The sequence below is a fragment of the Nocardia asteroides genome (assembly GCF_900637185.1).
In the GTDB taxonomy this organism is placed as follows: Bacteria; Actinomycetota; Actinomycetes; order Mycobacteriales; family Mycobacteriaceae; genus Nocardia; species Nocardia asteroides.
On record NZ_LR134352.1, the window covers coordinates 5,152,136 to 5,177,780 of the forward strand.

General features: G+C 70.8%; 24 protein-coding genes. 11 read left to right on the top strand and 13 right to left on the bottom strand.

The genetic code is table 11. The annotated features are described in order from the left end of the window. Positions 1-45: 45 nt before the first annotated feature. From EL493_RS24080 to dpgA, 5 genes are read right to left on the bottom strand one after another with little or no spacing between them, the layout of a single operon-like run. Positions 46-1,092 (bottom strand): ketoacyl-ACP synthase III family protein, encoded by a 1,047-nt coding sequence (locus EL493_RS24080; RefSeq protein ID WP_019047718.1) that lies wholly within the window; start codon positions 1,090-1,092, stop codon positions 46-48. 29 nt (positions 1,093-1,121) lie between these two features. Continuing rightward, positions 1,122-1,934 (bottom strand): enoyl-CoA-hydratase DpgD, encoded by an 813-nt coding sequence (dpgD, locus tag EL493_RS24085; protein WP_019047719.1) that lies wholly within the window; start codon positions 1,932-1,934, stop codon positions 1,122-1,124. Further along, complete coding sequence (gene dpgC / locus EL493_RS24090; protein WP_019047720.1) at positions 1,931-3,247, bottom strand: (3,5-dihydroxyphenyl)acetyl-CoA 1,2-dioxygenase DpgC; 1,317 nt, start codon at positions 3,245-3,247, stop codon at positions 1,931-1,933. The genes dpgD and dpgC overlap by 4 nt, the downstream gene beginning before the upstream one ends. Further along, a complete protein-coding gene (gene dpgB, locus EL493_RS24095; RefSeq protein ID WP_019047721.1) occupies positions 3,244-3,948 on the bottom strand; it encodes an enoyl-CoA-hydratase DpgB in 705 nt (234 codons plus the stop codon). The genes dpgC and dpgB overlap by 4 nt, the downstream gene beginning before the upstream one ends. A gap of 35 nt (positions 3,949-3,983) precedes the next feature. Continuing rightward, a complete protein-coding gene (gene dpgA, locus EL493_RS24100) occupies positions 3,984-5,114 on the bottom strand; it encodes a 3,5-dihydroxyphenylacetyl-CoA synthase DpgA (RefSeq protein WP_019047722.1) in 1,131 nt (376 codons plus the stop codon). Positions 5,115-5,523: 409 nt separating this feature from the next. Between dpgA and EL493_RS24105 the strand changes: the two genes are divergently transcribed. From EL493_RS24105 to EL493_RS24115, 3 genes are read left to right on the top strand one after another with little or no spacing between them, the layout of a single operon-like run. After that, positions 5,524-6,621: a hypothetical protein gene (locus EL493_RS24105; protein ID WP_126405876.1), complete on the top strand. Its 1,098-nt coding sequence runs from the start codon at positions 5,524-5,526 to the stop codon at positions 6,619-6,621. Next, entirely contained in the window at positions 6,614-7,759 is a 1,146-nt protein-coding gene (locus EL493_RS24110; RefSeq protein WP_019047724.1) for a sensor histidine kinase, read from the top strand. The genes EL493_RS24105 and EL493_RS24110 overlap by 8 nt, the downstream gene beginning before the upstream one ends. Then, positions 7,756-8,361: a response regulator transcription factor gene (locus tag EL493_RS24115; RefSeq protein ID WP_019047725.1), complete on the top strand. Its 606-nt coding sequence runs from the start codon at positions 7,756-7,758 to the stop codon at positions 8,359-8,361. Before EL493_RS24110 ends, EL493_RS24115 begins: the two co-directional genes overlap by 4 nt. 68 nt (positions 8,362-8,429) lie before the next feature. Here the strand turns inward: EL493_RS24115 and EL493_RS24120 are convergent, their stop codons facing one another. After that, positions 8,430-9,251, bottom strand: coding sequence for an alpha/beta hydrolase (locus tag EL493_RS24120; protein WP_019047726.1), 822 nt, complete (start codon positions 9,249-9,251; stop codon positions 8,430-8,432). Between the two features lie 139 nt (positions 9,252-9,390). Beyond that, positions 9,391-11,292, bottom strand: coding sequence for a thiamine pyrophosphate-binding protein (locus EL493_RS24125; RefSeq protein ID WP_019047727.1), 1,902 nt, complete (start codon positions 11,290-11,292; stop codon positions 9,391-9,393). A gap of 709 nt (positions 11,293-12,001) precedes the next feature. Between EL493_RS24125 and EL493_RS24130 the strand changes: the two genes are divergently transcribed. Further along, complete coding sequence (locus tag EL493_RS24130; RefSeq protein WP_019047728.1) at positions 12,002-12,421, top strand: hypothetical protein; 420 nt, start codon at positions 12,002-12,004, stop codon at positions 12,419-12,421. A gap of 13 nt (positions 12,422-12,434) precedes the next feature. Further along, a complete protein-coding gene (locus EL493_RS24135; protein WP_019047729.1) occupies positions 12,435-13,394 on the top strand; it encodes a hypothetical protein in 960 nt (319 codons plus the stop codon). Positions 13,395-13,400: 6 nt separating this feature from the next. On the opposite strand, the gene EL493_RS24140 is transcribed toward EL493_RS24135, so the two are convergent. Both EL493_RS24140 and EL493_RS24145 read right to left on the bottom strand, forming a co-directional pair. Continuing rightward, positions 13,401-13,673 carry a helix-turn-helix domain-containing protein gene (locus tag EL493_RS24140; RefSeq protein ID WP_019047730.1) on the bottom strand — a complete coding sequence of 91 codons (273 nt, stop codon included), beginning with the start codon at positions 13,671-13,673 and terminating at the stop codon, positions 13,401-13,403. A gap of 165 nt (positions 13,674-13,838) precedes the next feature. After that, positions 13,839-15,470: an ABC-F family ATP-binding cassette domain-containing protein gene (locus EL493_RS24145; RefSeq protein WP_019047731.1), complete on the bottom strand. Its 1,632-nt coding sequence runs from the start codon at positions 15,468-15,470 to the stop codon at positions 13,839-13,841. A gap of 147 nt (positions 15,471-15,617) precedes the next feature. Here EL493_RS24145 and EL493_RS24150 point away from each other — a divergent pair, with 147 nt between their 5' ends. Beyond that, positions 15,618-16,382 (top strand): SDR family oxidoreductase, encoded by a 765-nt coding sequence (locus EL493_RS24150; protein WP_019047732.1) that lies wholly within the window; start codon positions 15,618-15,620, stop codon positions 16,380-16,382. Between the two features lie 59 nt (positions 16,383-16,441). Here the strand turns inward: EL493_RS24150 and EL493_RS24155 are convergent, their stop codons facing one another. Further along, positions 16,442-18,787, bottom strand: a complete 2,346-nt coding sequence (locus EL493_RS24155; RefSeq protein WP_019047733.1) for an MMPL family transporter — start codon at positions 18,785-18,787, stop codon at positions 16,442-16,444. 179 nt (positions 18,788-18,966) lie between these two features. Further along, positions 18,967-20,052 carry a lycopene cyclase family protein gene (locus EL493_RS24160; RefSeq protein WP_022566310.1) on the bottom strand — a complete coding sequence of 362 codons (1,086 nt, stop codon included), beginning with the start codon at positions 20,050-20,052 and terminating at the stop codon, positions 18,967-18,969. Positions 20,053-20,162: 110 nt separating this feature from the next. Here EL493_RS24160 and ku point away from each other — a divergent pair, with 110 nt between their 5' ends. The 5 genes from ku (at position 20,163) to EL493_RS24185 (ending at position 24,390) form a co-directional block, all read left to right on the top strand. Beyond that, the gene (gene ku, locus EL493_RS24165) at positions 20,163-21,074 is read left to right on the top strand and encodes a non-homologous end joining protein Ku (protein ID WP_019047735.1); all 912 of its coding nucleotides are present in this window, start codon (positions 20,163-20,165) and stop codon (positions 21,072-21,074) included. A 15-nt stretch (positions 21,075-21,089) separates the two neighbouring features. Next, the gene (locus EL493_RS24170) at positions 21,090-21,638 is read left to right on the top strand and encodes a GNAT family N-acetyltransferase (protein ID WP_019047736.1); all 549 of its coding nucleotides are present in this window, start codon (positions 21,090-21,092) and stop codon (positions 21,636-21,638) included. A gap of 207 nt (positions 21,639-21,845) precedes the next feature. Then, complete coding sequence (locus tag EL493_RS24175) at positions 21,846-22,718, top strand: MetQ/NlpA family ABC transporter substrate-binding protein (RefSeq protein ID WP_019047737.1); 873 nt, start codon at positions 21,846-21,848, stop codon at positions 22,716-22,718. After that, positions 22,715-23,728: a methionine ABC transporter ATP-binding protein gene (locus EL493_RS24180; RefSeq protein ID WP_019047738.1), complete on the top strand. Its 1,014-nt coding sequence runs from the start codon at positions 22,715-22,717 to the stop codon at positions 23,726-23,728. Before EL493_RS24175 ends, EL493_RS24180 begins: the two co-directional genes overlap by 4 nt. Then, positions 23,728-24,390: a methionine ABC transporter permease gene (locus EL493_RS24185; protein WP_019047739.1), complete on the top strand. Its 663-nt coding sequence runs from the start codon at positions 23,728-23,730 to the stop codon at positions 24,388-24,390. The genes EL493_RS24180 and EL493_RS24185 overlap by 1 nt, the downstream gene beginning before the upstream one ends. A gap of 63 nt (positions 24,391-24,453) precedes the next feature. Here EL493_RS24185 and EL493_RS24190 read toward each other — a convergent pair whose 3' ends face one another. Together EL493_RS24190 and EL493_RS24195 are read right to left on the bottom strand one after the other, a co-directional pair. Beyond that, on the bottom strand, positions 24,454-24,954 hold the full coding sequence (locus EL493_RS24190) for a DUF4189 domain-containing protein (RefSeq protein ID WP_022566308.1): 501 nt from the start codon (positions 24,952-24,954) through the stop codon (positions 24,454-24,456). A gap of 120 nt (positions 24,955-25,074) precedes the next feature. Further along, positions 25,075-25,632: an NADAR family protein gene (locus tag EL493_RS24195; protein WP_019047741.1), complete on the bottom strand. Its 558-nt coding sequence runs from the start codon at positions 25,630-25,632 to the stop codon at positions 25,075-25,077. Positions 25,633-25,645 lie beyond the last annotated feature (13 nt).

Genomic DNA, 25,645 nt, shown 5'->3' on the forward strand with positions numbered 1-25,645 from the left:
CCTTCTCATTCCTGGGGGTGAGCGGTGCGGAGCCGGCCGGGGCGGTCATGCCGTCCAGCCCGGATCACGCAGAACCTTGACGACCGCGGCCGACAGCAGCACCCCGGGCGCCGAGCCGAACAGCAGCATGTACTGACCGGGGCCGAGCTGCCCCGTGGTGACCAGGTGCTCGAACGACAGGATCTGGTCGCTGGCCGAGCAGTGGCCGATCTCGCGCCCGAACTCCCAGGTCGACAGCTCCATCGGCAGCCCGAGCGGCACCATGCAGCGCTGTTCGGTGGCCTCGCGCGAGCAGTTCAGGAACGCGACGCGGGCGATGTCGGCCAGTTCGATGCCTGCCTCGGCCAGCGCCTGCCCCACCACCACGGGAATCTGGTCGCGTACCTGGGCCAGGGCCGCGCCCAGCGGCGAGTCCGGGGCGGCGGCGACCTTGGCGGTGATCTCCCGCATCCGGGCGGAGAAGTCGGGCGCCTTCCCCTGGGTCACCCCCGGCGGGAACATCGGTTCGCTGGCCCGGTGGATCTCCTCGGCCTCCGGAATGGCGGTGTGGCACACCGAAAGCAGCTGGGCGAACCCGTCTTCGCGGTTCAGCACGACCGCCGCGGCGGCGTCGCCGGCGACGAACAGCGCCGACATCCGCCACCGGTCCATCAGCGGGGTGCCGAAGTTGTCGGCGGCGACCAGCAGCGCGCTGGTGCGGGCGGGGTCGGCGCGCAGGTATTCGAAGGCCATCGACAGTCCGGAGAACATGCCGTTGCAGCCCTGCCGGATCTCGAGCGCCGGGATCGGCCCGACCAGGTGGCGTTGCAGATAGGAGTGCGGCAGCCAGCCCTCGGGGCCCTGGAGCCAGGTGCTGGCGTACAGCAGCAGGTCCAGGTCCTCGGCGGCCAGGCCGGAGCGTTTCACGGCGACTTCGGCGGCGCGCAGCGCCATCTCCGGCGCGGGGACGGGCCCGGCGACGGCGGCGCCGCCGAGTTCGTGGATCTCGGCGGTCTCGGCGGGGTAGAGCCCCTGGGCGACAGCCTCTTCGGTGCGGACCGTCGCGGGCAGGAAGGAGCCGACGGCGGCGATGTAGGTATCGGGGGTACGCATGGGTGTCCTCGGTCGATCGGTTCGAGCGGCTAGCGGCCGGTCCAGTTCGGGCGGCGTTTCTCGGCGAAGGCGAGCGGGCCCTCGGTGGCGTCGGCCGAGTCGGCGCGCAGGCGTTCCCACGGGTAGTCGGCGGCGAAGGCCGCGGGCAGCGGCAGGGTCGCCGAGCGCGCCGCCGCCTCCTTGATCGCGCGCACCGACAGCGGGGCGCAGGCGAGCAGGTCCGCGACCCAGCCGTCCACGCACGCGTCCAGCTCGGCCGCGTCGACCACCTCGTTGATCAGGCCGAGCTCGTAGGCCCGGGCCGCCGGGAGGGGCCGTCCGGTCAGCAGATGCCCCATGGCGACCCGGTGCGGGATCTGGCGCGGCAGCCGGAAGACACCGCCCGCGCCGGGGATCAGGCCCAGTTTCGCCTCGGGCAGCCCGAATCGGGTATCGGTGGCGGCGACGACGATGTCGCAGGCGAGGGCGAGTTCGCAGCCACCGCCCAGGGCGTAGCCCGACACCTTCGCCACGATCGGCTTGGCGAAGGAGAACCGTTCGGTCAGGCGCGGATAGCCGGGCTTGCCCGCGCTGCCGAACGAGGACCGGGTGGGCTCGCCGTCCCCGATCCGCCCGGCCAGTTCCTTGAGGTCCTGGCCCACCGAGAAGGCCCTGTCGCCCGCACCGCTCAGGACCACGACCCAGACGTTCTCGTCGGCCTCGATGTCGTCCCAGATCTCGGCGAGCTCGGCGTGCATGGCCCGGTTCATCGCGTTGAGCACGTGCGGCCGGTTCAGTTCCACGGTCGCGACGCGGCCCTGCTTGCGGTAGTCGACGGTGCGCGCGGCGGTGGTGGTGGTCATCGGTCCGCCTTGCGCCCGAAGCGTTCGGTCTTGGCCAGCACGTCGGGCGAATACAGCCGCAGCGCCTGGTGCAGCGCGAATTCGGCCAGATAGCGCCGGAATACGTCCTGGGGCTCCTCCGCCACGACCAGCATGTGCTTGTTGGCGACCACCGCCGGTGCGGCCAATCGGGCTGCCGCGCGGTCGATCTCGGCGTCCATCTCAGCCGGATCGACGACGGTGTCGACGATCGCACGCGCCTCGGGTTCGGTCGCCCAGATGCGCCGGCCCCACAAAATGACGTCGCGGGAGAGCCGGTGGTCCGCCGACCGGCCCAGCCGCAGGTTGGCCGCGCCGGGGATGATCCCCTCCTGCGCGGCGGGCAGGCTGACGAAGCTGTCGGCGGCGGCGATCACCCGGTCGAACACCATCAGCAGCTGCGCGCCCCCGCCGATCGCGAACGCGTCGACCGCCGCGACGAACGGCTTGGTCGCCGGGACGGCGGGCCAGGTGTGGTCCTCGGTGGTGAGCCCGCGCAGGATCTTGGCGATGTAGCCGGTCTCGCGGCCGAGCAGGAAGTCCAGGAAGGAGATCTTGCCCTGGTGCAGGTGCGCGAGATTGATGCCCGCGCTGAACACGCGGCGCCCGCGATAGCGCGGATGGTCCATCACGCCGCCGCGCACCACGCCCACCCGGGTGGCCGGGTCGAGCAGGATCAGGTCGACCGCGATCTCCATGTCGGTGACGTGCTGGTTGTCCTCGGCGTTGAGACAGGCGGTGTTGGTGATGGTGAGTGTGGCCGTCGTGCCGGTGCGCACGAGCCGTACGGCGGGCAGGGTGACCACCCCGCTGTCGCGGAACTCCGCGAGCAGGTCCAGGGCGGCGCCGGTGGGCGCGCGCATCGCGTCGAGCAGGTGGTTGCCCAGTTCGGGATCGGCGAAGACCGCCTGGAAGAAGATGCCCTGATCGATCTCCCAGCCCTCTTTGGCCGGTTGCGGAACCGCGGCGTCGGCGGCCAGCTGCTCGGCGGTCGGCAGCAGGCCGGGGAACAGCGCGGTGACCGTGGCCGCCAGCCGGGTCAGCCGCAGCGCGCGGCCCAGATCGTCGGTGGCCGAGCGGTACACGGTGGGCAGGTGCCTGCGCAGGAACTCCCGGCGCAGGCGGCGCAGCACCCGGTGCGCGGCGGTGGCGGTCGCGGCCTCGGCCTCGTCGCGCTCCCGGACCGGGCCCAGCGCGGCCAGGATCGCGGCGTGTTCGTCGGCGGCCGCACGCAGTTCGACCATGTCGTGGTCGAGTTGCCCGACGATCGAGCGGGCGGTGATTCCGGTGGTCACGAGGCGGCCCGCTCCCGGCGCAGCGCGCGATCGCCCGCGGCGAGGTGCGCGCCGAGCGCGTCCTCGAAACGGGTACCGGGCGCGTCGAGCAACAGCCTGCGCCGGATGGCGATCTCGGTGCCCGCGCTGCGCCCGAACAGGGCCAGACCCGCCCCGACGGCCTCGGTCTCCGCGCCGGGTGCGACGACGGCGTCGATCAGGCCGTCGGCGTGCGCCTGTTCGGCCGTGCGCGGCCTGCCGAGCACGGCCAGCCTGCGGGCCGGGCCCGCGCCGAGCTGGGCGGCCAGCCGGTACATCGCCATCGCCGGCCACACCGCGCCGTCGACGGCGGCCAGCTCGAACACCGTGCCCACGGCCATGATCCGGTAGTCGGCCACCAGCAGCAGTTCGGCGGCCGGGCCGTAGGCGTCGCCGTCGACGACGGCCACGACCGGCGCGGGGACCTGTTCCAGGCGGCGCAGCGCCGCCTCCCACTTGTTCACCTCGCCGATGCGCACCGCGCCCGGCCAGGCCACGCGCGCGGCCGGCGGCGCGCCGCCGATGCGCAGCACGACCCCCGTCGCGGTCCCCGCCGCCGCGGCGTCTTCGGTGCGCACCGAGGCCGCGAGCACGCTCGCGACGAGCTCCGGCGTGAGGGCGCCGTCGGCCGCCACCTCCGCGGTGATCGGCCCCGGCTGGTCTTCGTACGGATCGGCAGTCACCGATTCCTCCCCTTTCGACATGGTTGATTTCGGTGTCAGAACCGCACGAGGGCGGTTTCGATCTGCGATCCGGGGCCCATCGTCATCAGCACCGCGTAGTCGCCGTGCCGCACGCGCCCCTCGGCCAGCAGACGCTCGTAGGAGAACAGGAACGACCCGCTCGACAGGTTCCCGTAGTCGCGCATGACGCTCACGGTGTGGCGCAGGTCGTGGGTGGTGAGACCGAGATTGATCTTCACCGCGTCGATCACCTTCTTGCCGCCGGAGTGCACGATCCACTGGGCGATGTCCTTGCGTCGCAGCCCGGCCTCGCCGAGCAGCGCGTCGACGACGCGCTCGGCATGCGCGCCGACCTCGTAGGGCACCTCTTTGTCGAGGTAGAAGCTGAATTTCCCGGCCTGCTCGTCCCAGTCGTAGCGCATCGCGTCGACCGCGTGGGTGATCATGTAGCTGGTGCGCCCGATGAGCTGGGGCACCCGGGTCGCGGGGTCGGAGCCGGCGCCGGGCCGGGGTTCGGTGCTCATCGCCAGCGCGGCGGCGCCGTCACCGAACAGGCTGTTCACCACGGCGGTGCGCATGGTCCCGTCGAAGACGTAGGCGGCCGAACACGCCTCCGAGCAGGCCAGTACCGCGAGTTTGCCCGGGTTGGCCGCCGACCAGGACGCGACCGCGGTGAGCCCGTTGAGACCGGCGTTGCACCCCATCCCGACCACGTCGAGCCGCGCGGTGGTCGGCGCCAGGCCCAGTTCGTTGATCAGCAGCGCGCTGAAGCCCGGGGTCAGGAAGCCGGTGGTGGTGACGGCGACGAGATAGTCGATGTCGCGCGGGCTCGCGCCGATCGTGTCCAGACATCGGCGGATCGCGGTCGCGCCGGTGTCGACGCCGTAGCGGCGGTGTTTGCGCAGGAGTTCGCCCTGGGTCTCGATCCGGAACCCGCCCGCGCCGTCGACCGGCGGCAGCGTGAGGTACCGGTGCTCGATGCCGCCGTTGAGGAAGACGCCGCGGATCTTCGGATCCTCGATCGCCAGCAGGTCGACCAGCTCGCGCTGGCTGTAGCGGGTGGGCGGGGTCGCCGAGGCCACGCCGAGCAGTCGCGGTCGCGCCGCGGTCGACGGGCGGTCGGTGGTGTGGGCCGGTCGGGCGTACGGATGCTCGATGGTCGTCATGATCGAGGTCCAATCTCTAGCGATCGGCACCGCGCGATCCGCGAATCGCGGTACGCCGCGGTGCAACAAGCGAAAGACGAGTGCTGGCACGCATCGCCGATGATGCGGCGTACCGGGCGGTGATCGCCCGAACTCATCCCCCCGTGATCCGGCGGTAGCGACGTGTGCGCCCGGCCGGTTCGAAACCCAAACCTACTGTCGCACAACAACTTTCGCCACCCCAAGAATTCGGGGCCGGTCTCGCGTCCTGGTCGCCGATGCCCAGCTCACGGCCATGGCCCAGCCTGTCAACGGCCTGCGGGCGGGGACCAGAGCAGGATGTGGACGGTCGGTCATGACGAATGTCATCGGAATCGGTCTACATTGGTTTCTGGTGGGCAATTCCGGTTCGCGGAACAGTCATGGGGTGGTGGCGGTCTTCTTGGAACATGCGCCCGCGTCGAACGTGGTCAGGCCGGTACCGACCGGCGCGGCCCTCGGCGCGCTACGGGGCTGGACGGCGCGGATCCCGCGCGATGTCGCCGATGTCGCGGCGGCGGGCACGGTGGTGGCCGCGCTCGCCCTCGGCACCCTGACCCTGATCACGACGATCACCGGCGCCGATCCCCGGGCCGACGTGCCCGCGACGGCCGCGTTGCTGGTCGTCTGCCTGGCGATCTACGTCCGGCATCTCGTCTTCGCCGTCCGCGACGCCATCCCGCCCGCCGCGCACCTCACCGCCGGACTGCTGGCGGTTCTCGTCGTGGGCGCGGCGCCCCTGCTCGGCGCGGCCTGGCTCAACAGCGCGCACATCGTCGCCGTGGTGGTGGTGCTGACGCTGCGCCCGGTCGTGGCGCTGCCGCTGGCCGTGGTGCTGATCGCCGCCGTCGCGCCGGCCGCGGCCCTGCTCGGCGCCACCGAGCAGGAAGCGCTGTGGCTGCTGGTCACCACCGCGATGCGGGTGGTCGCGGTGTACACGCTGGTGTGGATGGTCGTCGCGTTGCGCAGGCTGCGCAGCGCGGGCGCCGCGCTGGCGGCGCGGGCCGTCGCCAGGGAGCGGTTGCGGATCGACGGGGTGATCACCCGGACGGTGCGGACGGCGCTGGTGACGATCACCGACGCCGCGGACCGGGCCGACGATCTGGTCGCCCGCGGTGACGCGGGCGCGGCGCGCGCCGAACTCGGCGACCTCGTCGACACCTCCCGCAGCGGCCTGGCCCAGGCCCGCCAGCTCATCCGCAGCTTCGCCCAGCCCGACCTGCGGCGCGAGATCGCCGCCACCGTCACCCTGCTGACCGCGGCGGGCATCGACGCCCGGGTCGACGTCCCCACCGACGGCCCGCCGCCCGGCGAGGAGGAACGCTTGCGCGCCGAGCTGCGGCTGCTGCTGGCCCGGCTGCTGCGCGCGGGGCCGGGTCCCGCGGTCGCGATCACGGTGCGCCGGGTCGAGGGCCGGTGGCTGCTGGAGTGCCGGGCCGATCCCGCCACCGCGAGTACCGCCGCCACGTCGGGAGTCGCGGATGGCTGAGGCGACCCGGCCGCTCGTCGGCCCCTGGCTCGCGACGGCCCGGACCGCGCGCGTCCTGCTCATCGGCGCCACCTGCACCACCGGCGCGCTGGCCCCGGCCAGAGCCACGGTGGCGGGCACCGGCCAGGTCGGTCCCACGCTCGGCTGGTGGGCGCTGGGCGTCGCGGTGGTGCTGGTCCACCTGTATCACGCGTTCAGCGCGGTCGACGGCGGGCGGCCGCGCTGGTGGCCCGCCTCGTTCGCCCTGCTGACCACCCTGGTGTATCTGCCGCTGGTCTGGGCGCCGGTGGCGTGGGGCATCAGCCAGGTGTTCTTCGTGGCCTCGGCCGCGCTGCTGTTCGGGGGCGTGGCGCGGGCCGTCCTGGTGGTCGCGCCGATCGCGGGCACCGCGCTGGGCACCCTGCTCGCCCCCGGCCCCGGCGGCTCGGGGCACCTGGGGGCCGACGCCATCGAGGTGGTGGTGGTCTTCACCGCGCTGGCCGGGTGCCTCGTCGGGGTGACCCATCTCGTGCGGGCCGTGCACCAGCTCGACCGCACCCGCACCGACCTGGCCGAGCAGGCCGCCGGGCAGGAGCGGCTGCGCGTCTCCCGTGACCTGCACGATCTGCTCGGGCAGAGCCTGTCGGCGGTGTCGCTCAAGGGCGATCTCGCCGCGGCCCTGCTGCCGAGCGACCCGGCCGCCGCCTGGTCCGAGATCGACGGCATCGCCACCCTCGCCCGGGAGACCCTGCAGGCGATGCGGCGGGTCACCCTCGGTGAGCACACCATCTCGCTGCGCACCGAGATCGCCGGCGCCACCGCGCTGCTGTCGGCCGCGGGCATCGATACCCGGCACCGCGTCGACCTGCCGCCGCTGGCGCCCGAGGTCGACGACGCCTTCGCCTGGGCCACCCGCGAAGGCGTCACCAATGTGCTGCGGCACAGCAGCGCGGGCACCTGCTCGATCGTCGCGGGCAGGCGCGGCGGCATCCTGTTCCTGGAGATCGTCAACGACGGCGCGCACCGCAAGACCGGTGGCGGCAACGGCCTGGCCGGGCTCACCGAGCGCACCGCGGCGGTCTCCGGTACCGTGTCGGCGCGGCACGGCAGCGGGGACCGATTCCATCTGCGTGTCGAAATCCCAGGGGGGAAAGTATGATTCGCGTTCTGGTCGCCGAGGACATGCACATGATCCGGGGCGCGCTGGTGGCGCTGCTCTCGCGCGAGGCCGACATGGACGTGGTGGCCGAACTCGACCGCGGTGACCTCGTGCTCGACGAGATCACCCGCACCGCACCGGATGTCGCGCTGCTCGACATCGATATGCCCGGCCTGGACGGGCTCAGCGTCGCCCAGCGCGTGCACGAGCAGATGCCCGGATGCCGGGTGCTCATCCTCACCGGGCTCAGCCAGCCCGGCTACCTGCTGCGCGCCCTGCAGGCCCATGTGCGCGGGTTCGTGGTCAAGGACGCGCCCGCCCAGACCCTGGCCGACAGCATCCGCAAGGTCGTCGCCGGGGAACGGGTGATCGACACCGATCTCGTGGCCGCCGCGCTGGAGACCGGGACCAGCCCGCTCACCACGCGCGAGGCCGACGTCATCCGGGCCGCCGAGACCGGGATCAGCACCGACGAGATCGCGACCACACTGTTCCTCTCGCCGGCGACCGTGCGCAACTACCTGTCCAACGCCATCACCAAGATCGGTGGCCGCAACCGCATCGACGCGATCCGCATCGCCCGCAACGCCGGCTGGCTCTGAACCGGTCCACGAACGACGACAAGGCCCGACGGCACGGATGCCGTCGGGCCCTGTCGGGTGCGGATCACTCAGCGCGCGGCCGCGGTGATCGTCGCGACGACCTCGTCGGGGTGTGACACCGGCGAGGCGTGCGAGGACTTGACCTCGGTGATCTTCGCCTTCACCCGGTCGGCCTGGAACCGCTGCGAGGCGGGCGGCAGGGTCTGATCCTCGGTCGAGATCAGGTACCAGGTCGGCAGTGACGCCCACGACGGGTCACCGCTCGGCTCGGCCTGCGCGGCCGCCGAGGTCGGCTTCTGCCGGGCGGCCAGCGTCGAGGCGACCTCGGGGCTGACGTCCTGGGCGAAGACCTCGCCGTACTTGTCCGGCGCCAGCGTCACCTCGGGCGGGCCGGTCTCGGCCGGCTTGACCTGCAACGCGGTGCCGATCTTGCTGCCGGGGTACTTCTCCGGATCCGAGAGCGCCTGTACCGGTTCACCTTTCACGGGCGCGAAGCCGGCGATGAACACCGCAGACTTGACGTCGGGCCGGTGCATGTTGCTGATCACCGCACCGCCGTAGGAGTGCCCGACCAGCACGACGGGGCCGGTGACGTTCGCGATGGCCGCGGTGACGGCGGCCGCGTCGGAACTCGGCCCGCGCAGCGGATTGTCCGGCTGCACCACCTGGTAGCCCTGGGCGCGCAACTTGCCCGCGACCGAGTCCCAGCTGGAGCTGTCGGAGAACGAGCCGTGCACCAGCACGATCGTCGGCTTGGCCGCCGCGGCGGCGCTGGTCGTCGAGGCCGGTGACGATGCGGTGTCGGTGTCGCTGCCGCAGGCCGCGGTCGCGAACACCGCGAGGGCGGCGAGTGCGGTCGTGACGGATCGGAGCCGGACGAGCTTGTGCATGGCATTCCATTCTCGTAGTCGTCGATGTCACGACCGAGCATCCCAACGCGGCTCCGCCGCAGGTAGATGCCGATGTGGACGGTGACCGATGGCAAATGTCACCGGTCACCGTCCGCTTCTCACCGCGGACGGGTCATGATCACGGCGGACCGATGTCGCGCAGCTTCTCGACGTATTCGGCGTCGGCCGCCGAGCGTTCGGCGAGCAGCACGTCCACCGTCGGCGGCGGCGTCGGCGGCACGGCCGGGGTGGTGCGGACGTCGAGCACGTACGGCTTGCCGTTGGCGACGGCCCGGAAGCCGCGCTCGAAGGCCCGGCGCAACCGGCGGGCATCGTCGACCACGTCGCCCTCGATGCCGAAGGTCTCGGCGATCGACACGAAGTCCTGCTCGGGTTCGCCCAGGCTCAGATAGGTGGCCGGGTTGGTCGGGCGCCAGCCGTAGACCCGCTCGATCAGCCCGAGCCCGATCACCAGCGACGAGTACTGCGCGTCGTTGACCACGACGTAGAGCACCGGCAGCTCGAACTTGCTGCTGGTCCACCAGGAATTGGTGTGGAACAGCGCCGAACCGTCCCCGATGACGTTGACGATGTAGCGCTCCTGGCCCGCGGCCAGCGCGAAGCCGATCGAGGCGGGCAGCGAGAACCCCAGCGAACCGCCCGAGGTGCAGAAGTACGCGTCCGGCGAGTCGTAGTCGACCACCTTCTGCAGGGTGCTGGCGATCGAGAACGCCTCGTTGAGCACGGTGATCGGCCGGTCGAGCGTCTTCTGCACCTCGGCCAGCACGTGCGCGACCTGCGCGCCCGGGATGGGCACCGGGGCGCCGTCGAGCACCAGCGCGTCCTCGAGCACGACCTCGGTGCCCGGGGTTTCCCCGGCCGCGAGGTCGGTCTCCGTGGTGGCGACCGCGTCGAGCAGCTGGAACTGCTGGGCGTCGGCGGCGAACGCGGCGTCGCGCTGCGCCGCCAGCCGGAGGATCTCGTCGTTGCGCGCCGTGGCGGTGGCCCCGTCGAAATCGGCGCGCGCGGCGATCCCGGAGATGATCAGCGGCAGGGTCTTCTTGATGTCGCCGAGAATGCCGACCTCGGTGAAATAGTTCTTACCGATCTGCCACGGGTCGTTGTGCAGTGCCACCTGCACCAGGTCGGCCGGAATGATCGGGCCCTTGTCCCACCGGAAGATCGAGATCTGCGCGTGTGAATTGACCCCGATCAGGAAAATGGTGTCGTAGCCACGCAGCTGCATGTGGATGCCGTCCTGGATGGGCGCCAATTCGCCCTGCCAATGCGGCAGATCGTTCGGATAGTTCATCCGGCTCGCCTGGAATTCGGAGTACACCGCGGCGCCGAGCAGATTTGCCAGGCTCTCGATCTCCGGCCAGGCGCCCGCCTCGCCGACACCGTCGCCGACGAGCAGCACCGGGCTGTTCGCCGCGGCCAGCGTCTCGACGGCCGCCGCGACGCCCGCCTCGTCACCGGTGGCGGCGTGCGCGATGCGGGTCGAGCGCGCCGGTTCCTGCAGCGTCGGCGCCTCGATGAGGAAGTCCCACGGCACCGACAGGAAGACCGGCTTGAACGGCGGGGTGAACAGCTCCTTGAACGCCCGCTGCATGACCAGCGGAATCTCGTCGGCGCTGCGGATCTCGTGCGCCCATTTCGTGTATTGACCCGCCGTGCGGACCAGGTCCGAGCCGAGCAGCGGTTCCTGGACCAGCAGGTCGCTGTGCTGCTGACCGCACAGGATCAACACGGGCACATTCGAGGTGTAGGCGTCGAACAGGTTGCCGACGATGTTGGCGGCGCCGGGGGTGATGTGCACGAGCGCGACACCGGGCCTGCCCGCCGCGCGGGCATAACCCATCGCGGCGCCCATGGCGATGTTCTCGTGCAGTGTCGGAATGTATTCGACGCCGTTCTCCGGAATGGTGGTGGCGTCGATCAACGGGATTTCCTGGGTGCCGGGAACACCGAAGATGTATTCGATGCCGGCGTCGCGAATGTAGTCGAAGATGACATCGCGACCCAGTTTGGGTGAAGTCATTGTGCTCCTGTCGAGCGATTCGAGGTCGTGGACCGTCTCGGGGGGAAAGCGCGCGCGTCGACAGCCCCGGTCCGCATGAAAAAGGGCCCTGACCTGACGGCCGGGCCGGTAACGCGTGGCGAGGGAGCTGCGAACTGTCCGAGAAGCGGGAGGGGCACCGGCTACGGCGCCGGAAAGGGCTCGTCCGGGAAAGGAACTCCGTTGTGTCGCAATCACTTTGAGCATGCGACCGCCCGCTGTTCCCAGCATGACGCAGTGGCGGGAGTCCGTCAACAGCAGCGCCGGATTCCGTCGAATCCGCTGGCAGAACGGGCGCGGGCCGGAAAAGTGTGGCGCCGCGCGGACACCGGCACGGTTCGGCGTAAGCGTTTCACCCCGCCGTGGCGCCGGACGCGGCCGCCGCGGCGCGCCTCACCGCGGACCGGCTACGCCGAGCCGATCCGCGACGACCCGCAATTTCCCGGCGATGCCCCGGCCCGGCCCGGTCGGCATCGTTAGCTGATCGATTGCCGGTGCGACGGGGCGATCCGTCCTCCGGTTGCCCGAAATTCTGTCCCCGCTAGGCGATCACGCGCCGCTCGGCGGTTTGCCCGGGGCCTCGCAAATCTCGCGAACCCACTCGGCGGGGCGCTCGCGCGCGCTATGATCCGAAGCACCTTCGGGGGTTCTGGCAAATCGCGAGCAGACGAGAAGATCGGAGTGAGTGCCCATGACCGACGCCATCCACCTCCCCGCTACCGCGTCGTCCCGAGATCGGGGCCCGGCCCTGCGGGGATTGCTGGTGGCCGAGTCCGATCGCGACATCTCGGTGCGCGTCGAGGGTGGAACCTGGACCTTCGACCGGCGTGATGTCCTGCGGCTCACCGAGGACCGCGCCGACGCGGGCGAACGGCAGGTGCGCGTCGACATCAGGCCCGGCGCGACCGCCGATTTCACCCGCCGGATGCGCGTGGAACTGGTCGAGCGCCCGATCACCCTGGCGCCGGATCCGTCCGAGGCGCTCGGTGACGACCAGCTCGCCGCCGCCACCCGCCGGTGGGCCGGCAAGCTGCGCATCGCCGAGCGCGGCGGTGTCACGGGTGCCACGTTCACCTTCCGCGACGGCATCAACTGCGACAGCCTCGACTGAAGCGGCACCGACCATGGAACGCGCGACCGACGCGGTGCTCATCGTCTCCGAGACCGACGACCTGCACGCCGATGCGCTGGCCGCCACCCTGCGGGAACTCCACCGGCTCGACCCGATCCGGCTGGATCTGCGCGACTTCCCCACGCAGACAGGCAGTTTCCGCCTCGACAAGGCCGGCACCAACCGCGCGCTCGCGCACGTCCACGGTCTCGACGACGTGCGCGCGGTCTGGTGGCGCCGGGCCCATCCTTGCCTCGTACCGCACGGGGTGCGCGCCGCCGACGACGAGTTCCGCCAGGCCGAATGCGACGGGTTCCTGCAGGGCATGCTCTGGTCGATCCCGGCGTACTGGGTCAACGATCCGGCCGCCGAACGCACCGCCAGCCGCAAGATCGTGCAGCTGGAGACCGCCCAGCGGGCCGGCTTCACCATTCCGGAGACGCTGATCACCAACGATCCCGACGAGGCCCGCAGTTTCGTCGAATCCCGTTCCGGCCCAGTGGTGTACAAGCGCACCGGGACCGGGCGTGGCGAATTCTCCGAGACCAGGATCGTTACCAAGCCGGAGCTGGCCCGGCTCGGCTCGATCCGGTCCACCCCCACCACGTTCCAGGACTACATCGAGGCGGGGTGCGACCTGCGGGTGGTGTGGGTCGACGGCATCGAGTGGGCGGTGCGCATCGACTCCCAGGCCGGCGTCGGGCGGGTCGATTCCCGCCTGGACACCTCGGTGGCGTTCACGCACGAGCGCCTGCCCGCCTCGGTCAGCAAGTCGCTGGCCACCCTGATGGGCGCCCTCGGGCTGAGCTTCGGCGTCGTCGACCTGCGCCTGGGCACCGACGGCGAGTACTACTTCCTCGAGGTGAACCCGCAGGGCCAGTTCGCCTACCTGGAGATCAAGACCGGGCTGCCGCTGTTCAGCAGCCTGGCGAATCTGCTCGTGCACGGGGACGGTGCCGTCCCCGGCTGGTGAGCCGCCTCAGTCGGCCGGATTCTTGCGCCGGTTGGCGCCGCCACGGCCGCGCAACTCCACATGCGATTCGACCAGCACATTGTGGATGAAGCCGTACGACCGGCCGGTGGCCCTGGCCAGGGAGCGGATGCTGGCTCCCGCCTCGTACTGCTTCTTCAGCTGGGATTGCAGCCGGTCGCGGGACTTGCCCGTGACCCGGGTGCCCTTTCCCAGCGCGGCCTTGCCGATCGTCGTTTTGCCCTTGGCCGACCTAGCGGCCTGTCTCGCACTGTCGCTCATGGCTTCCTCCGAGTCGCCGAGCAGCTGATTCCAGGCTAGACACTCCGGAGTCGGTGATCAACGAAAACAGTGATGAAACTCACCTGAGCGCCGCGAGTTCCCTCGCGACACAGCGTTTCACGCGCGACACACCGCCGATGCGGGCCCGGACCGGGCCCGACCGGCTCAGGCGAGGTCGATCAGCTCGGCGTATTCGGCCGACCAGTGGTCCTCGGTGCCGTCGGGCAGCAGGATGACCCGCTCCGGGTTCAGCGCCTCGGCGGCGCCCGGGTCGTGGGTCACCAGCACGACGGCGCCGGCGTAGGTGCGCAGCGCCTCGAGCACCTGCTCGCGCGAGACCGGGTCCAGGTTGTTGGTCGGCTCGTCGAGCAGCAGCACATTGGCGGCCGAGGACACCAGGCCCGCCAGCGCGAGCCGGGTCTTCTCACCGCCGGACAGGGTGCCCGCGGGCTGCTCGAGCTGTGGTCCGGTGAACATGAACGCGCCCAGCAGGCTGCGCAGCTCCTGCTCTCCCGCGTCCGGAGACGCGTGCCGGATGTTCTCCCACACCGTGGCCTGGTCGTCGAGGGTGTCGTGCTCCTGCGCGAAGTACCCCACCTTGAGGCCGCGGCCCTGCTCCACACCGCCCGAGGTCGGGGTCTCGACCCCGGCCAGCAGCTTGAGCATGGTGGTCTTACCCGCACCGTTGAGGCCGAGCACCACCACACGGCTGCCCTTGTCGACGGCGAAGTTGACGCCGGTGAAGATCTCCAGCGATCCGTAGAGCTTGGTCAGGTTGTTCACCATGAGCGGGGTCTTGCTGCACGGTGCGGGCTCGGGGAACCGGATGCGGGCCACCTTGTCGGCCACGCGCACGTCGTCGAGCTCCGACATCAACCGCTCGGCGCGGCGCACCATCTGGTGTGCCGCAGCGGCTTTGGTCGCCTTCGCGCCGAGCTTGGCGGCCTGCTGGCGCAGCGCGCTCGCCTTCTTCTCGGCGTTGGCGCGCTCGCGGACCCGGCGCTGCTCGTCGGTGGCGCGGGCGTCGAGGTACTTCTTCCAGCCCATGTTGTAGACGTCGGGCTCACCGCGCACCGCGTCGAGGAACCACACCTTGTTCACCACGGCCTCGAGCAGTTCCACATCGTGGCTGATCACGATCAGACCGCCGTCGTGGTTCTGCAGGAAGCCGCGCAGCCAGGTGATGGAGTCGGCGTCGAGGTGGTTGGTGGGCTCGTCGAGCAGCAGGATGCGGTCGGACCGGCCGCCCGAGCCGTCGGAGGCGGAGAACAGGATGCGGGCCAGCTCGATGCGGCGGCGCTGACCACCGGACAGGGTGCGCAGCTGCTGGCCGAGCACGCGGTCGGGCAGGCCGAGGCTGTGGCAGATGCGGGCGGCTTCGCTCTCGGCGACGTACCCGCCGAGCGAGGAGAACTGGTCCTCGAGGCGGCCGTAGCGGCGGATCGCCTTCTCGCGTTCCTTGTCGTCGGCGACCTCGGCCATCTCGGCCTGGGCCTTCTCCATGTCCCGGATCAGGGCGTCGAGGCCGCGCGCGGACAGCACCCGGTCGCGGGCGATCACGTCGAGATCGCCCTCCTTCGGGTCCTGCGGCAGGTAACCGATGTCGGTGGAGCGCACGATCTTTCCGGCGTAGGGCTCCCCCTCGCCCGCCAGGATCCGCAGCGTGGTGGTCTTGCCCGCGCCGTTACGGCCGACCAGTCCGATCCGGTCGCCGGACTGCACCCGCAACGCCGGCCCGGGGGCCGAGAGCAGGGTGCGGACTCCGGCCCGGACCTCCAGGTCGGTCGCCGTGATCACAGGCTTCTCCTCGTGTCAGAACTGTCGATGGCCGCCGAACCGACCCATCGTGCACCGTCGCGTTCGGCAAGAACCACTTATTTTACCGTCCGCCAACTCGGCGGCCGAACCGGCGCCGTCCGGTGTGAGCGTGGTTACTCTCGTCGCATGACTACCGATCTACTGGGCCGGACCGCCCTCGTCACCGGCGCGAGCCGGGGCATCGGCCTGGCCACCGCCGCCGAACTGCTGCGCCGTGGGGCGAACGTGCTGATCACCGCCCGCAAACCCGAGCCGCTCGAGGCCGCGGCCGAGGAATTGCGCGCCCTCGGGCACAAGGGACAGGTGAGCGCGCTGGCGGGCAACGCGGGTGACGCCGACGCGCGCGCGGAGGCGGTGGCCAGGGCCGTCGCCGAGTTCGGTTCGCTCGACATCCTGGTCAACAACACCGGCATCAACCCGGTCTACGGCGCGCTGATGGACGCCGATCTGGGCGCGGTGAGCAAGATCTTCGACGTGAACGTGGTCGCCTCGCTCGGCTATATCCAGCAGGCGTACCGGGCCTGGATGGCCGAGCACGGCGGCGCCGTGGTCAATGTCGCCAGTGTGGCCGGGATCCGCTCCTCGGGCGTGATCTCCGCCTACGGCGCCTCCAAGTCGGCGCTGATCCGGCTGACCGAGGAACTGGCCTGGCAGCTGGGTCCGAAGATCCGGGTCAACGCGGTGGCGCCGGGCGTGGTGAAGACCAAGTTCGCCGACGCGCTGTACTCGGCCGACGAGGAGCGCGCGGCGAGCGTGTACCCGATGAAGCGGCTCGGCGTGCCCGAGGACGTGGCGCGGCTGATCGCGTTCCTGGTCTCCGACGAGGCCGCCTGGATCACCGGCGACTGCGTGCGTGTCGACGGCGGCCTGCTGTCCACGGGCGGTATCTGAGGCGAGACGACGACCGGGCAGGGACCGTGCGGTCCCTGCCCGGTGCGCGTCGATCGCGCTCAGTCCTTGCTGTCGCCGCGTCCCGCGGCCGCCAGTTCTTCCTCGGCCCTGGCCGCTTCGGCCCGTGCCGCCTCGGCCCGCGCGAGCGGATCGTTCACGACGATCTCGGGCTCGCTCGCCGTGCGGGCCGTGGTGACGCCCAGCGGATCACGCACCGGCACATCGCGTCCCACCGACCGGCCCGCGCCGCTCTCGTCCAGGCCCCAGCGGTCGTGCAGGCGGCGCAGGAACTCCGGCGCGTACCAGTTGGCGTCGCCGAGCAGCTTCATCGCGGCGGGCAGCAGGAAGCCGCGCACCAGGGTGGCGTCGACGATGACCGCCAGCGGCAGACCGATGCCGAAGGCCTTCATGAAGGTGATGTCGGAGGCCAGGAAGCCGAGGAACACCACCGAGATGAGGATCGCGGCGGCGGTGACGATGCGCCCGATCCGTTCCAGGCCCACCGCGACGGCGGTCTCGTTCTTGCCGGTGCGGTCGTACTCCTCGCGGATGCGCGAGAGCAGGAACACCTGGTAGTCCATGGCCAGACCGAACGCGGCGGCGAACAGCATGACCGGCACGGTCGCCGACAGATCACCGGTGACGGTGAAGCCGAGCAGCCCGGACAGGTGCCCGTCCTGGAAGACCCAGACCAGGGCGCCGAAGGTCGCGGTGAGGCTGAGCGCGCTGAGGATCACGGCCAGCACGGGCAACACCACGCTGCCGGTGAGCGCGAACAGCACGATCAGCATCAGGATCACGACGAAGGCCAGCGCCCACGGCAGCGCGTCCTCGATGGCGGCGATGGAGTCGGCGTGGCCCGCCGCGACGCCGCCGACGAGCAGCTCACTCGGTGTCTCGATGGCGCGGACGTCCTGAACCAGCGCCGCCTGGGCCGCGTTGTCGGCGGTGGAGGGCACGATCGTCAGATACACCGCACGGTCGGCCCGGAACCGCTCGTTGACGGCGGTCGGCGCGGCGAGCAGCCCGCCCTGGGCGTAACTGCCGGTGGCGGTGTCCACGCGGCGGACGTTGTCCAGGTCGGACAGGTCGCGCGCGATGGCGTCCAGGCCTTCGGCGCTGTAGGAGCTGTCGGGCAGGACGGCCACGAGGGTGTCCTGGTCGCTCTCGCCGAAGTCGCGGTGCACGATGTCGGTCACCTGGCGCGAGCTCATCGATTCCGGCAGCGAGCGTTCGTCGGGGAAACCGAGTTTGATACCGAGGAACGGCGCGCCCAGGAGCAGCAGCAGCGCGGTGACGGCCAGGCCGATCGGGATCGGCTTGCGCATCACGGCGGTGGCCAGGCGATGCCAGGCACCTTCACCCTGGGCCGGGCGCGGCGCCCGCAGGAACCACCAGCCGATCTGGCCCTTGTCGATCCGCGAGCCGAGCAGCAGCAGGATCGCGGGCAGCAGGGTCAGCGAGACCGCCGCCGCCAGCGCCGCGACGATGATGCCCGCGTAGCCCATCGAGCGGATGGCCAGCAGCGGGAAGAACAGCAGACCGGCGAGCGCGACCGCGACGGTCAGCGCCGAGAACGCCACGGTGCGACCGGCGGTGCGCAGGGTGACCGCCACCGCGCTCTCGGGCGACCGGCCCGCGCCCAGCTCGTCCCGGAACCGGTTGACCACCAGCAGGCTGTAATCGATCGCCAGGCCCAGGCCCAGCAGGGTCGCCACATTGGTGGCGGTCACCGCGAGCGGGGTGATCACCGTGAACAGGGTCAGCACGCCCATGGTGGCGAGCACGGTGGCGAAGGAGACCAGCAGCGGCAGGCTCGCCGCCACCAGGCCGCCGAAGACGAACAGCAGCGCGATCAGCGTGAACGGGAACGCGATCGCCTCGCCCTTGGCGACGTCGACCTTGCCCTGTTGCACCGTCTCGTGCATGAGCATGGCGTAGCCGCCTGCCCTGACCTGCAGCGCGCCTTGGGTTCCCGTCAGCTCGTCGGCGACGGCGGCCACGCGCTCGTCGATCTCGCGCTCGGACCCGAGCACGGTCGCGACGATCATGCCCTGCTTGCCGTCGACGCTGCGCAGCGCGGGCAGATGGGTGGTCCAGTACGACTGGACATCGGTGATGCCCTCGCGCTCCTGCAGATTCGCGACCAGCGCGGTGGCGGCGGCGGTGGCCTCGGGGTCGTCGACCGAGGATTCGGTCTCCACCAGCAGCAACAGATTCGGTGGCGACTGCCCGAAGTCGTCGCGCAGCACCGCGAGCGCTCTGCTGGATTCCCCACCCGGGTCGGAGTACCCGCCGCCCTCCACCCGCTCGAACAGCATCGCGCCGAGTGCACCGAGCACCACTGCGAGCACCGCGAACACGCCGAGCACCCAGCGGCTGCGCCGCTTGGTGAATTCGAACACCGGATATTCCCCTAACTCGTCACGCAACTGGGCGCCGCGTATCTCGCCGGGCGGGGGTCCGGAGCTGCCGGGCCGGTCCGCCTCGTCGGCCCGATCCTGTTGGCGGGTCGGCGCGTTCGCTCGGCGATGGTAGCAACTTCGTGGCTCGGCCGCCGGGCCTCGGGGCGACGTCGACGCCGCTAGCGGATCGGCCGCCCGCTCGCCCCGGCGACCGCGGTCACCAGAGTGCGGCGCGACCGCGGCGGGAGCGCGGCGAACAGGGCGCCCATCGCGGCCACGGTGCCGCGCAGATCGTCGTCGCCGGACAGGTACGCGCGCTGCTTCGGCACGGGCAGCGCGAAGAAGGCGTCGAAGAAGACCGCGGTGTCGCGCGGCGGGATGGCCAGCAGCGCACGCAGTCCCGCACGGCGCAGGGCGGCCACGGCGCGCGCCTGGGGCGGCCGCGGCGCCGATCCGGTGGCGACGGCGTCGGCGGCACGCAACGAGGCGGCGACGCTGTAGCCGGTGGCGGGGTGGGTCAGTCCGCCCGCCGCACCGAAGCGGCCGCCGCCCGGAGTACCGCCCTGCACGGGAAAGCGCACGCGCTCGACGGGTTCCGTGCCGGAGACGGCGATGCCGCGGGCCCGCAGGCGATGTTCCAGGCGCTGCCGCAGGACATCGGGGCCGAGGGCGGGACGGCCGGCCAGGCAGGTCTCCTCGTAGAGCATGGTGTCCGGGCCGAGGGGCACGGCGTAGAGGAACGACGGCGGGTCATCCGGCCCGGTGCCGTTGTCGCGCCGCCAGTCCATGAACAGCGGTGGGCCGTCGGTGCCGGCACGGGGCAGGATCACGCCGTAGGCGGTCTGCTCGGCCCGGCGCGGTGACCGGGCCAGCCCGCGCGCGTCGATCACCCGGCCCGTGCGGACGAGTCCAGTCGCCGTGCGGACCGTGCCCGCGCGCGCGTCCAGCGCGAGTACGCGGTCGGCGAGCACTTCGGCACCATCGACGCGCAGCGAGCGTTGCAGGGCGGCGGTGTCGAGTACCTGATACGGACGATCGATCCGATGCTCGCGCAGCGCCCACGCCGTCGGCGCGGGGACGGTCGCGGCCACCACGGCCGGGTCGAGCCACTCCGGGAGTTCGTCGGCCCAGGCCGCGTAGGTCGGCGTCCACACCCGGTCGGGGTGCGGGTCGATCACCGTGACGGCCAGGCCGTGGGCCAGCGCCCGATGGGCAACGGCCCGCCCGGCCGGGCCTAGTCCGCAGACGATCACCGGGGCACGCACCCGTCGATTGGATCAGACCCGCCGATTACCAGCACCGCCGCATCACGGACGGGCACCGGTTCGGTGCCACTCGCTCGCCCCCCGGGCACACTTCGGGCATGCTGGCAGTTATGAGATCGATCTGGAAGGGCTCGATCGCATTCGGGCTGGTCAACGTCCCGGTCAAGGTGTACACCGCGACCGAGGACCACGACATCCGGTTCCACCAGGTCCACGCCGAGGACGGGGGCCGGATCAAGTACGACCGGGTCTGCCAGGTGTGCGGCAAATCCATCCAGTACGCCGACATCGACAAGGCCTACGTCTCGCCCGACGGCGACCAGGTGGTGCTCACCGATGCCGACTTCGCGAAACTCCCCGCCGCGGAGAAGCACGAGATCCCGGTGCTCGAGTTCGTGCCGTCCGAACAGATCGACCCGGTCCTGTTCGACAAGAGTTACTACCTCGAACCGGATTCCTCGACGCCCAAGGCCTACCAGTTGCTGGCCGCCACGCTGGAACGCATCGACAAGACCGCGCTGGTGCACTTCACCCTGCGGCAGAAGACGCGGCTGGCGGCGTTACGGGTGCGCGAGGGCGTGCTGGTCCTGCAGACGCTGCTGTGGCCGGACGAGGTCAGGTCGGTGGACTTCCCCGCGCTCGACGACGCGCCCACGCCGCGCCCGCAGGAACTGAAGATGGCCGAGACCCTGGTGGAGTCGATGTCGGGCGACTTCGACCCCGGCGAGTACACCGACGAATACCAGATCGAACTGCAGAAGCTGCTGGACGAGGCGATCGCGAGCGGGTCGGGCAAGGTCGACACCGCCGCCGCGGCCGAACCCGCCGAACAGCCCGACGCCGAGGTCGTCGACCTGGTCGCGGCCCTGCAGCGCAGCCTCGAGGCCAGCGGACGCCGCGAGGCCGAGCCCGCCCCGAAGAAGAAGGCCGCGAAGAAGGCGCCGGCCAAGAAGGCCGCGGCGCGCAAGTCGACGGCGAGCAAAACCACCGAGCGCAAGTCCGCGGCCCGCAAGGGCGCGTAGGGCACACTGGCGGCCATGGACTCCGCGATCGCTGTCGTGCCGATGGGCCTGGGACATCTGCGTCAAGTCCTCGACCTCGGTCACCAGGTGTTCGACACGACCACCAAGCCCTACACGTCGTGGTCGCTCACCGCGGTCGCCGAACACCTCGACAGTCCCGACAACGCGTGCTGGGTGGCGCTGGACTCCGACCGGGTGGTCGGGTTCGTGCTCGGCTCGATGGAGTTCGAGCACCGCGACGACTGGGCCTACCTGGAGTGGATCGCGGTCGCACCGGACATGCAGGGCCACGGCATCGCGCGCAGGCTGGTGAACGTGTGCTCGGAGGCGCTGTTCGCGCGCGGCGCCCGCCACATCGTCACCGACGTCGAGGACCGCAACAGCGCCTCGGCCGCGCTGATGACCAGCACCGGTTTCGTGCCCGCCGCGACGGTGACGCTGCTGGTGCGCCCGAACCCCGACGAAGCGGGCACCGAGGGTGAGCAGCCGCTGCCGCCCCTGTCGGCCACCGCCCGCCACGACCTGGTCCGCCGCGGCAGGCTCTCGGTGGACCCCCGACGCTGACCACCGGGCCCAGCTCGGCACCACCCGCTCGCACATCCGCAGCCGTTGCGGTCCAGGTGGGCTCGGCTACACCGATGTCCGCAAGTTAGACGGGCGTCCAAGAGTTTGCGAGGGTTTCGCTCGCGCCAAATCAAACCATTGCCGGAGGTCGGCGCGCGCGGCTTGGATGACCGGGTTCACCCTCAGCGAGCAATTCGGGAGTATCAAGTGAAATTCCGTCGGGTACTGGCGATCCCGGTCCTGGTAGCGACCGCGGCCCTCACTCTCACGGCGTGCGGTTCGGACGACGCGGAGTCCGGCACCGTGGTGCGGATCGGCACCACCGACAAGGACAAGGCCTGGGACGTCTTCGAGCAGAAGGCCAAGGAACAGGGCATCACGCTGAAGATCACCAACTTCTCCGACTACAAGCAGCCCAACGCGGCGCTGTCGCAGAAGCAGATCGACGTCAACCTGTTCCAGCACCTGCAGTTCCTCGGGCAGTACAACGTGGCGAGCTCGGACACGCTGACCCCGATCGGCGCGACCTACATCGTGCCGCTGGGCCTGTACTCCAAGAAGCACAAGGCGCTCGCCGACATCCCGGCCGGCGGCGAGATCGCGATCCCCAACGATCCGACCAACCAGGCCCGCGCCCTGTTCGTACTGCAGGCCGCCGGGCTGCTGAAGCTCACCGGCACCTCCGCCCAGCCCACCCCCGCCGACGTCGACAAGGGCGCGTCCAAGGTGCGGGTGACACCGGTCGACGCCGCGCAGACCGCGCTGTCGCTGGCCTCGGTCGACGGTTCGGTGGTCAACAACACCTTCCTCGAACGATCCGGCATCGACCCGCATTCGGCGCTGTACAAGGACGACCCGAAGAACCCGGCCGCCGAGCCGTACATCAACGTGATCGTCACCCGCGCCGAGGACAAGACCAATCCGACCTACCTGAAGCTGGTCGAGATCTGGAAGGACCCGGCCGTGGCCGCCGCGCACGCCGAGGTCACCAAGAACACCGCGGTCGCCGTGACCCGTCCCGGCCCCGAGCTCGAACAGATCCTCGACCGGGTGCAGCAGGGCATCCGCGCGAACAAGTGAGTTCCGCGACCGCCGCGGTCGAGTTCCGTTCCGTCACCAAGGTCTTCGGCGACGGCAAGGACCGCCACGTCGCGCTCGACGCGCTCGATCTGCGGATCGAGCGGGGCGAGATCTTCGGCGTGATCGGCTATTCCGGGGCTGGCAAGTCCACCCTGGTGCGGTTGATCAACGCACTGGAGAAGCCCAGCTCCGGGACGATCACGATCGCGGGAACCCCCATCACCGGGGTGCCCGAGTCGGCGGTGCGGGCGCTGCGCCGCGATATCGGCATGGTGTTCCAGCAGTTCAACCTGTTCCGCTCGCGCACGGCGGCGGGCAATGTGGAATATCCACTGAAGGTGGCGGGCTGGAAACGCGCCGAACGCAAGGCCAGAGTCGCCGAGCTGCTCGACTTCGTCGGGCTGGCCGACAAGGCCCGCGCCTACCCCGACCAGCTCTCCGGCGGGCAGAAACAGCGGGTCGGGATCGCGCGGGCCCTGGCGACCTCGCCGTCGCTGCTGCTCGCCGACGAGGCCACCTCCGCGCTGGACCCGGAGACCACCGGCGAAGTGCTGCGGTTGCTGAAGAAGATCAACGCCGAACTCGGCGTGACCATCGTGGTGATCACCCACGAGATGGATGTGATCCGCGCGGTCGCCGACCGGGTGGCGGTGCTGGCCGAGGGGCGGGTCGTCGAATTGGCGCGCACCTTCGACGTTTTCGCGGCGCCGCGGGCCGCGCCCACCCGGTCCTTCGTGGCGACCGTCCTGCACAACCGCCCCGATCCGGCCGAGCTGGACCGGTTGCGCACGGTGCACGGCGGCAGGCTGGTCACCGTCGACATCGACGACGACGGCGGGATCGGGGCGGCGCTGGCCGCCGCGACCACGGCGGGCGTGCGCTTCGAGATCGTCTACGGCGGCGTGAGCACCCTGCAGGACCGCACCTTCGGCAGCATCACCGTGGCGCTGCACGGCCCGGACGACGCGGTGGACCGGGTCGCCGCCGGCCTGACCGGAAAGGCGGACTGATGGAGACCAACTGGGAGAAGCTGCGGCCCACGCTGTTCGAGGCGATCGGGACCACCGTCTATCTGGTCGGCGTGACGTTCGTGGTGGCCGGGGCGATCGGACTGGTGCTCGGCACCGCGCTCTACACCACCCGTAAGGGCGGGCTGCTGGCGAACGCGCCGGTCTACCTGGTGCTCAATGTGCTGGTGAACGTGGTGCGGCCGATTCCGTTCATCATCCTGCTGGCCGCGTTGGGACCGGTCACCCTGGAGGTGGTCGGGACGACCATCGGGTCCGAGGCCGCGCTGTTCGTGATGATCGTGGCCGCCTCCTTCGGGATCGCCCGGATCGTGGAACAGAATCTGGTGACGGTCGATCCCGGCGTGATCGAGGCCGCCCGCGCGGTCGGCGCGACGCCGCTGCGGATCATTCTCACGCTGCTGATCCCGGAGGCGCTGGGACCACTGATCCTCGGCTACACCTTCGTGGTGATCTCGATCGTCGACATCTCCGCGATGGCGGGCACGGTGGGCGGTGGCGGGCTCGGCGATTTCGCGATCGTGTACGGCTATCAGCAATTCCAGTGGGAAGTGACCATCGTGGCGGTGCTGATCATCATCGCCGGCGTGCAGGGCGTGCAGTTCCTCGGTAATTGGCTGGCGCGGAAAGTATTGCGCCGCTGAATGTCACCGGACGCGAAAACGGGGCACGGATCGGTCCGTGCCCCGTTTTCTCGTGGACCCGCGTCAGATGTTCGACGTGCAGGCTGACAGGATGACGCTCGCGGCACGCGGCGAGGCCGAACCCGGGTCCGGGAACGGCGGGGCGCTGAAGCCGAGCACGTCCACCGCGGCCCGCTCGGCGGCGGCCTGGTTGTGGTCCCAGGCCCAGCCGAAGCGGTAGTCCGCGCCCTGCGCGACGGCACCGCAGGCATTGCGGAACTCGACGACGATCTGGCAATCCCACACGCCGCACTCCGCGAGCGCGGCCTGACTCGCCGCCGCCCAGCTGCCGTAGTTGACCGCCGAGGCGACCACGGCTTCCTCCGACGACAGAGCCAGCGCACCGTACAGATCACCCGAGGTGGCCTGGAAGCCACCGTCGCGCGAGACGGCGGTGTAGCCGGGCGCCTCGGCGATGGCCACGCCGCTCTCGGCCGCGGCGGCCGAACCGGCGTTCACGACGGTGAACGCGGCCACCGCGGACATGGCGGCCACACCCAGGGCATATTTGCCCACAACAGACATCAGTGATTCTCCCCATCGAAATATGACTTCGTGGTCGAAGCCGGTTCCATCATGAACCGTGCGGCGTGCGGTCGGGAAATAGCCGGAGCGAATTGCCCACCCCGCGTGGGAATTCCCGGCCTAGTCCGGACCGGCGAGTACTTCCCGGGCCCGCATCAACGCGAAGCCGAGCAGATTGGCGCCCCGCCACCGCGCCGGATCCGCCGTCCTGGGATCGTCGGCCGCCAGCCCGATCCCCCAGATCGCGTCGACGGGACTGGCCTCGACCAGCACCCGCGAGCCGGTTCCGAGCAGATAGGTCCGCAGTGCCGGGTCCTGCCCGAACTTGGCCACATTGCCCGCGACCACGATCTCGAATCGGGCCCGCTCCCAGGCGTCGTCGTCGAAATCCCGGATCTGCCTGCCGAGCTTCTTGGCCTGGCTCGGATGCGCCGCGTCCAGTACCCGAGCCGCGATCCGCTCGTCTCCGAACAGCAGCGCCTTGCGCCACATCATGTAGTGCTCGGCACTGCCGAACCCGATCCCGTCGACCACGAATTCCGCGGGCCACCACTGACTCAGGCAACTGCTGCCGATCGCCCCGTCCCGTCGCGGCGCATGCCCCCAGAAAGCCAGATACTTCGGCGCGAGCCCCTCGGCGATCGCCCGGCGCAGCTGCTCGACAGATTCCACCACCATGATCCCTCCCCGT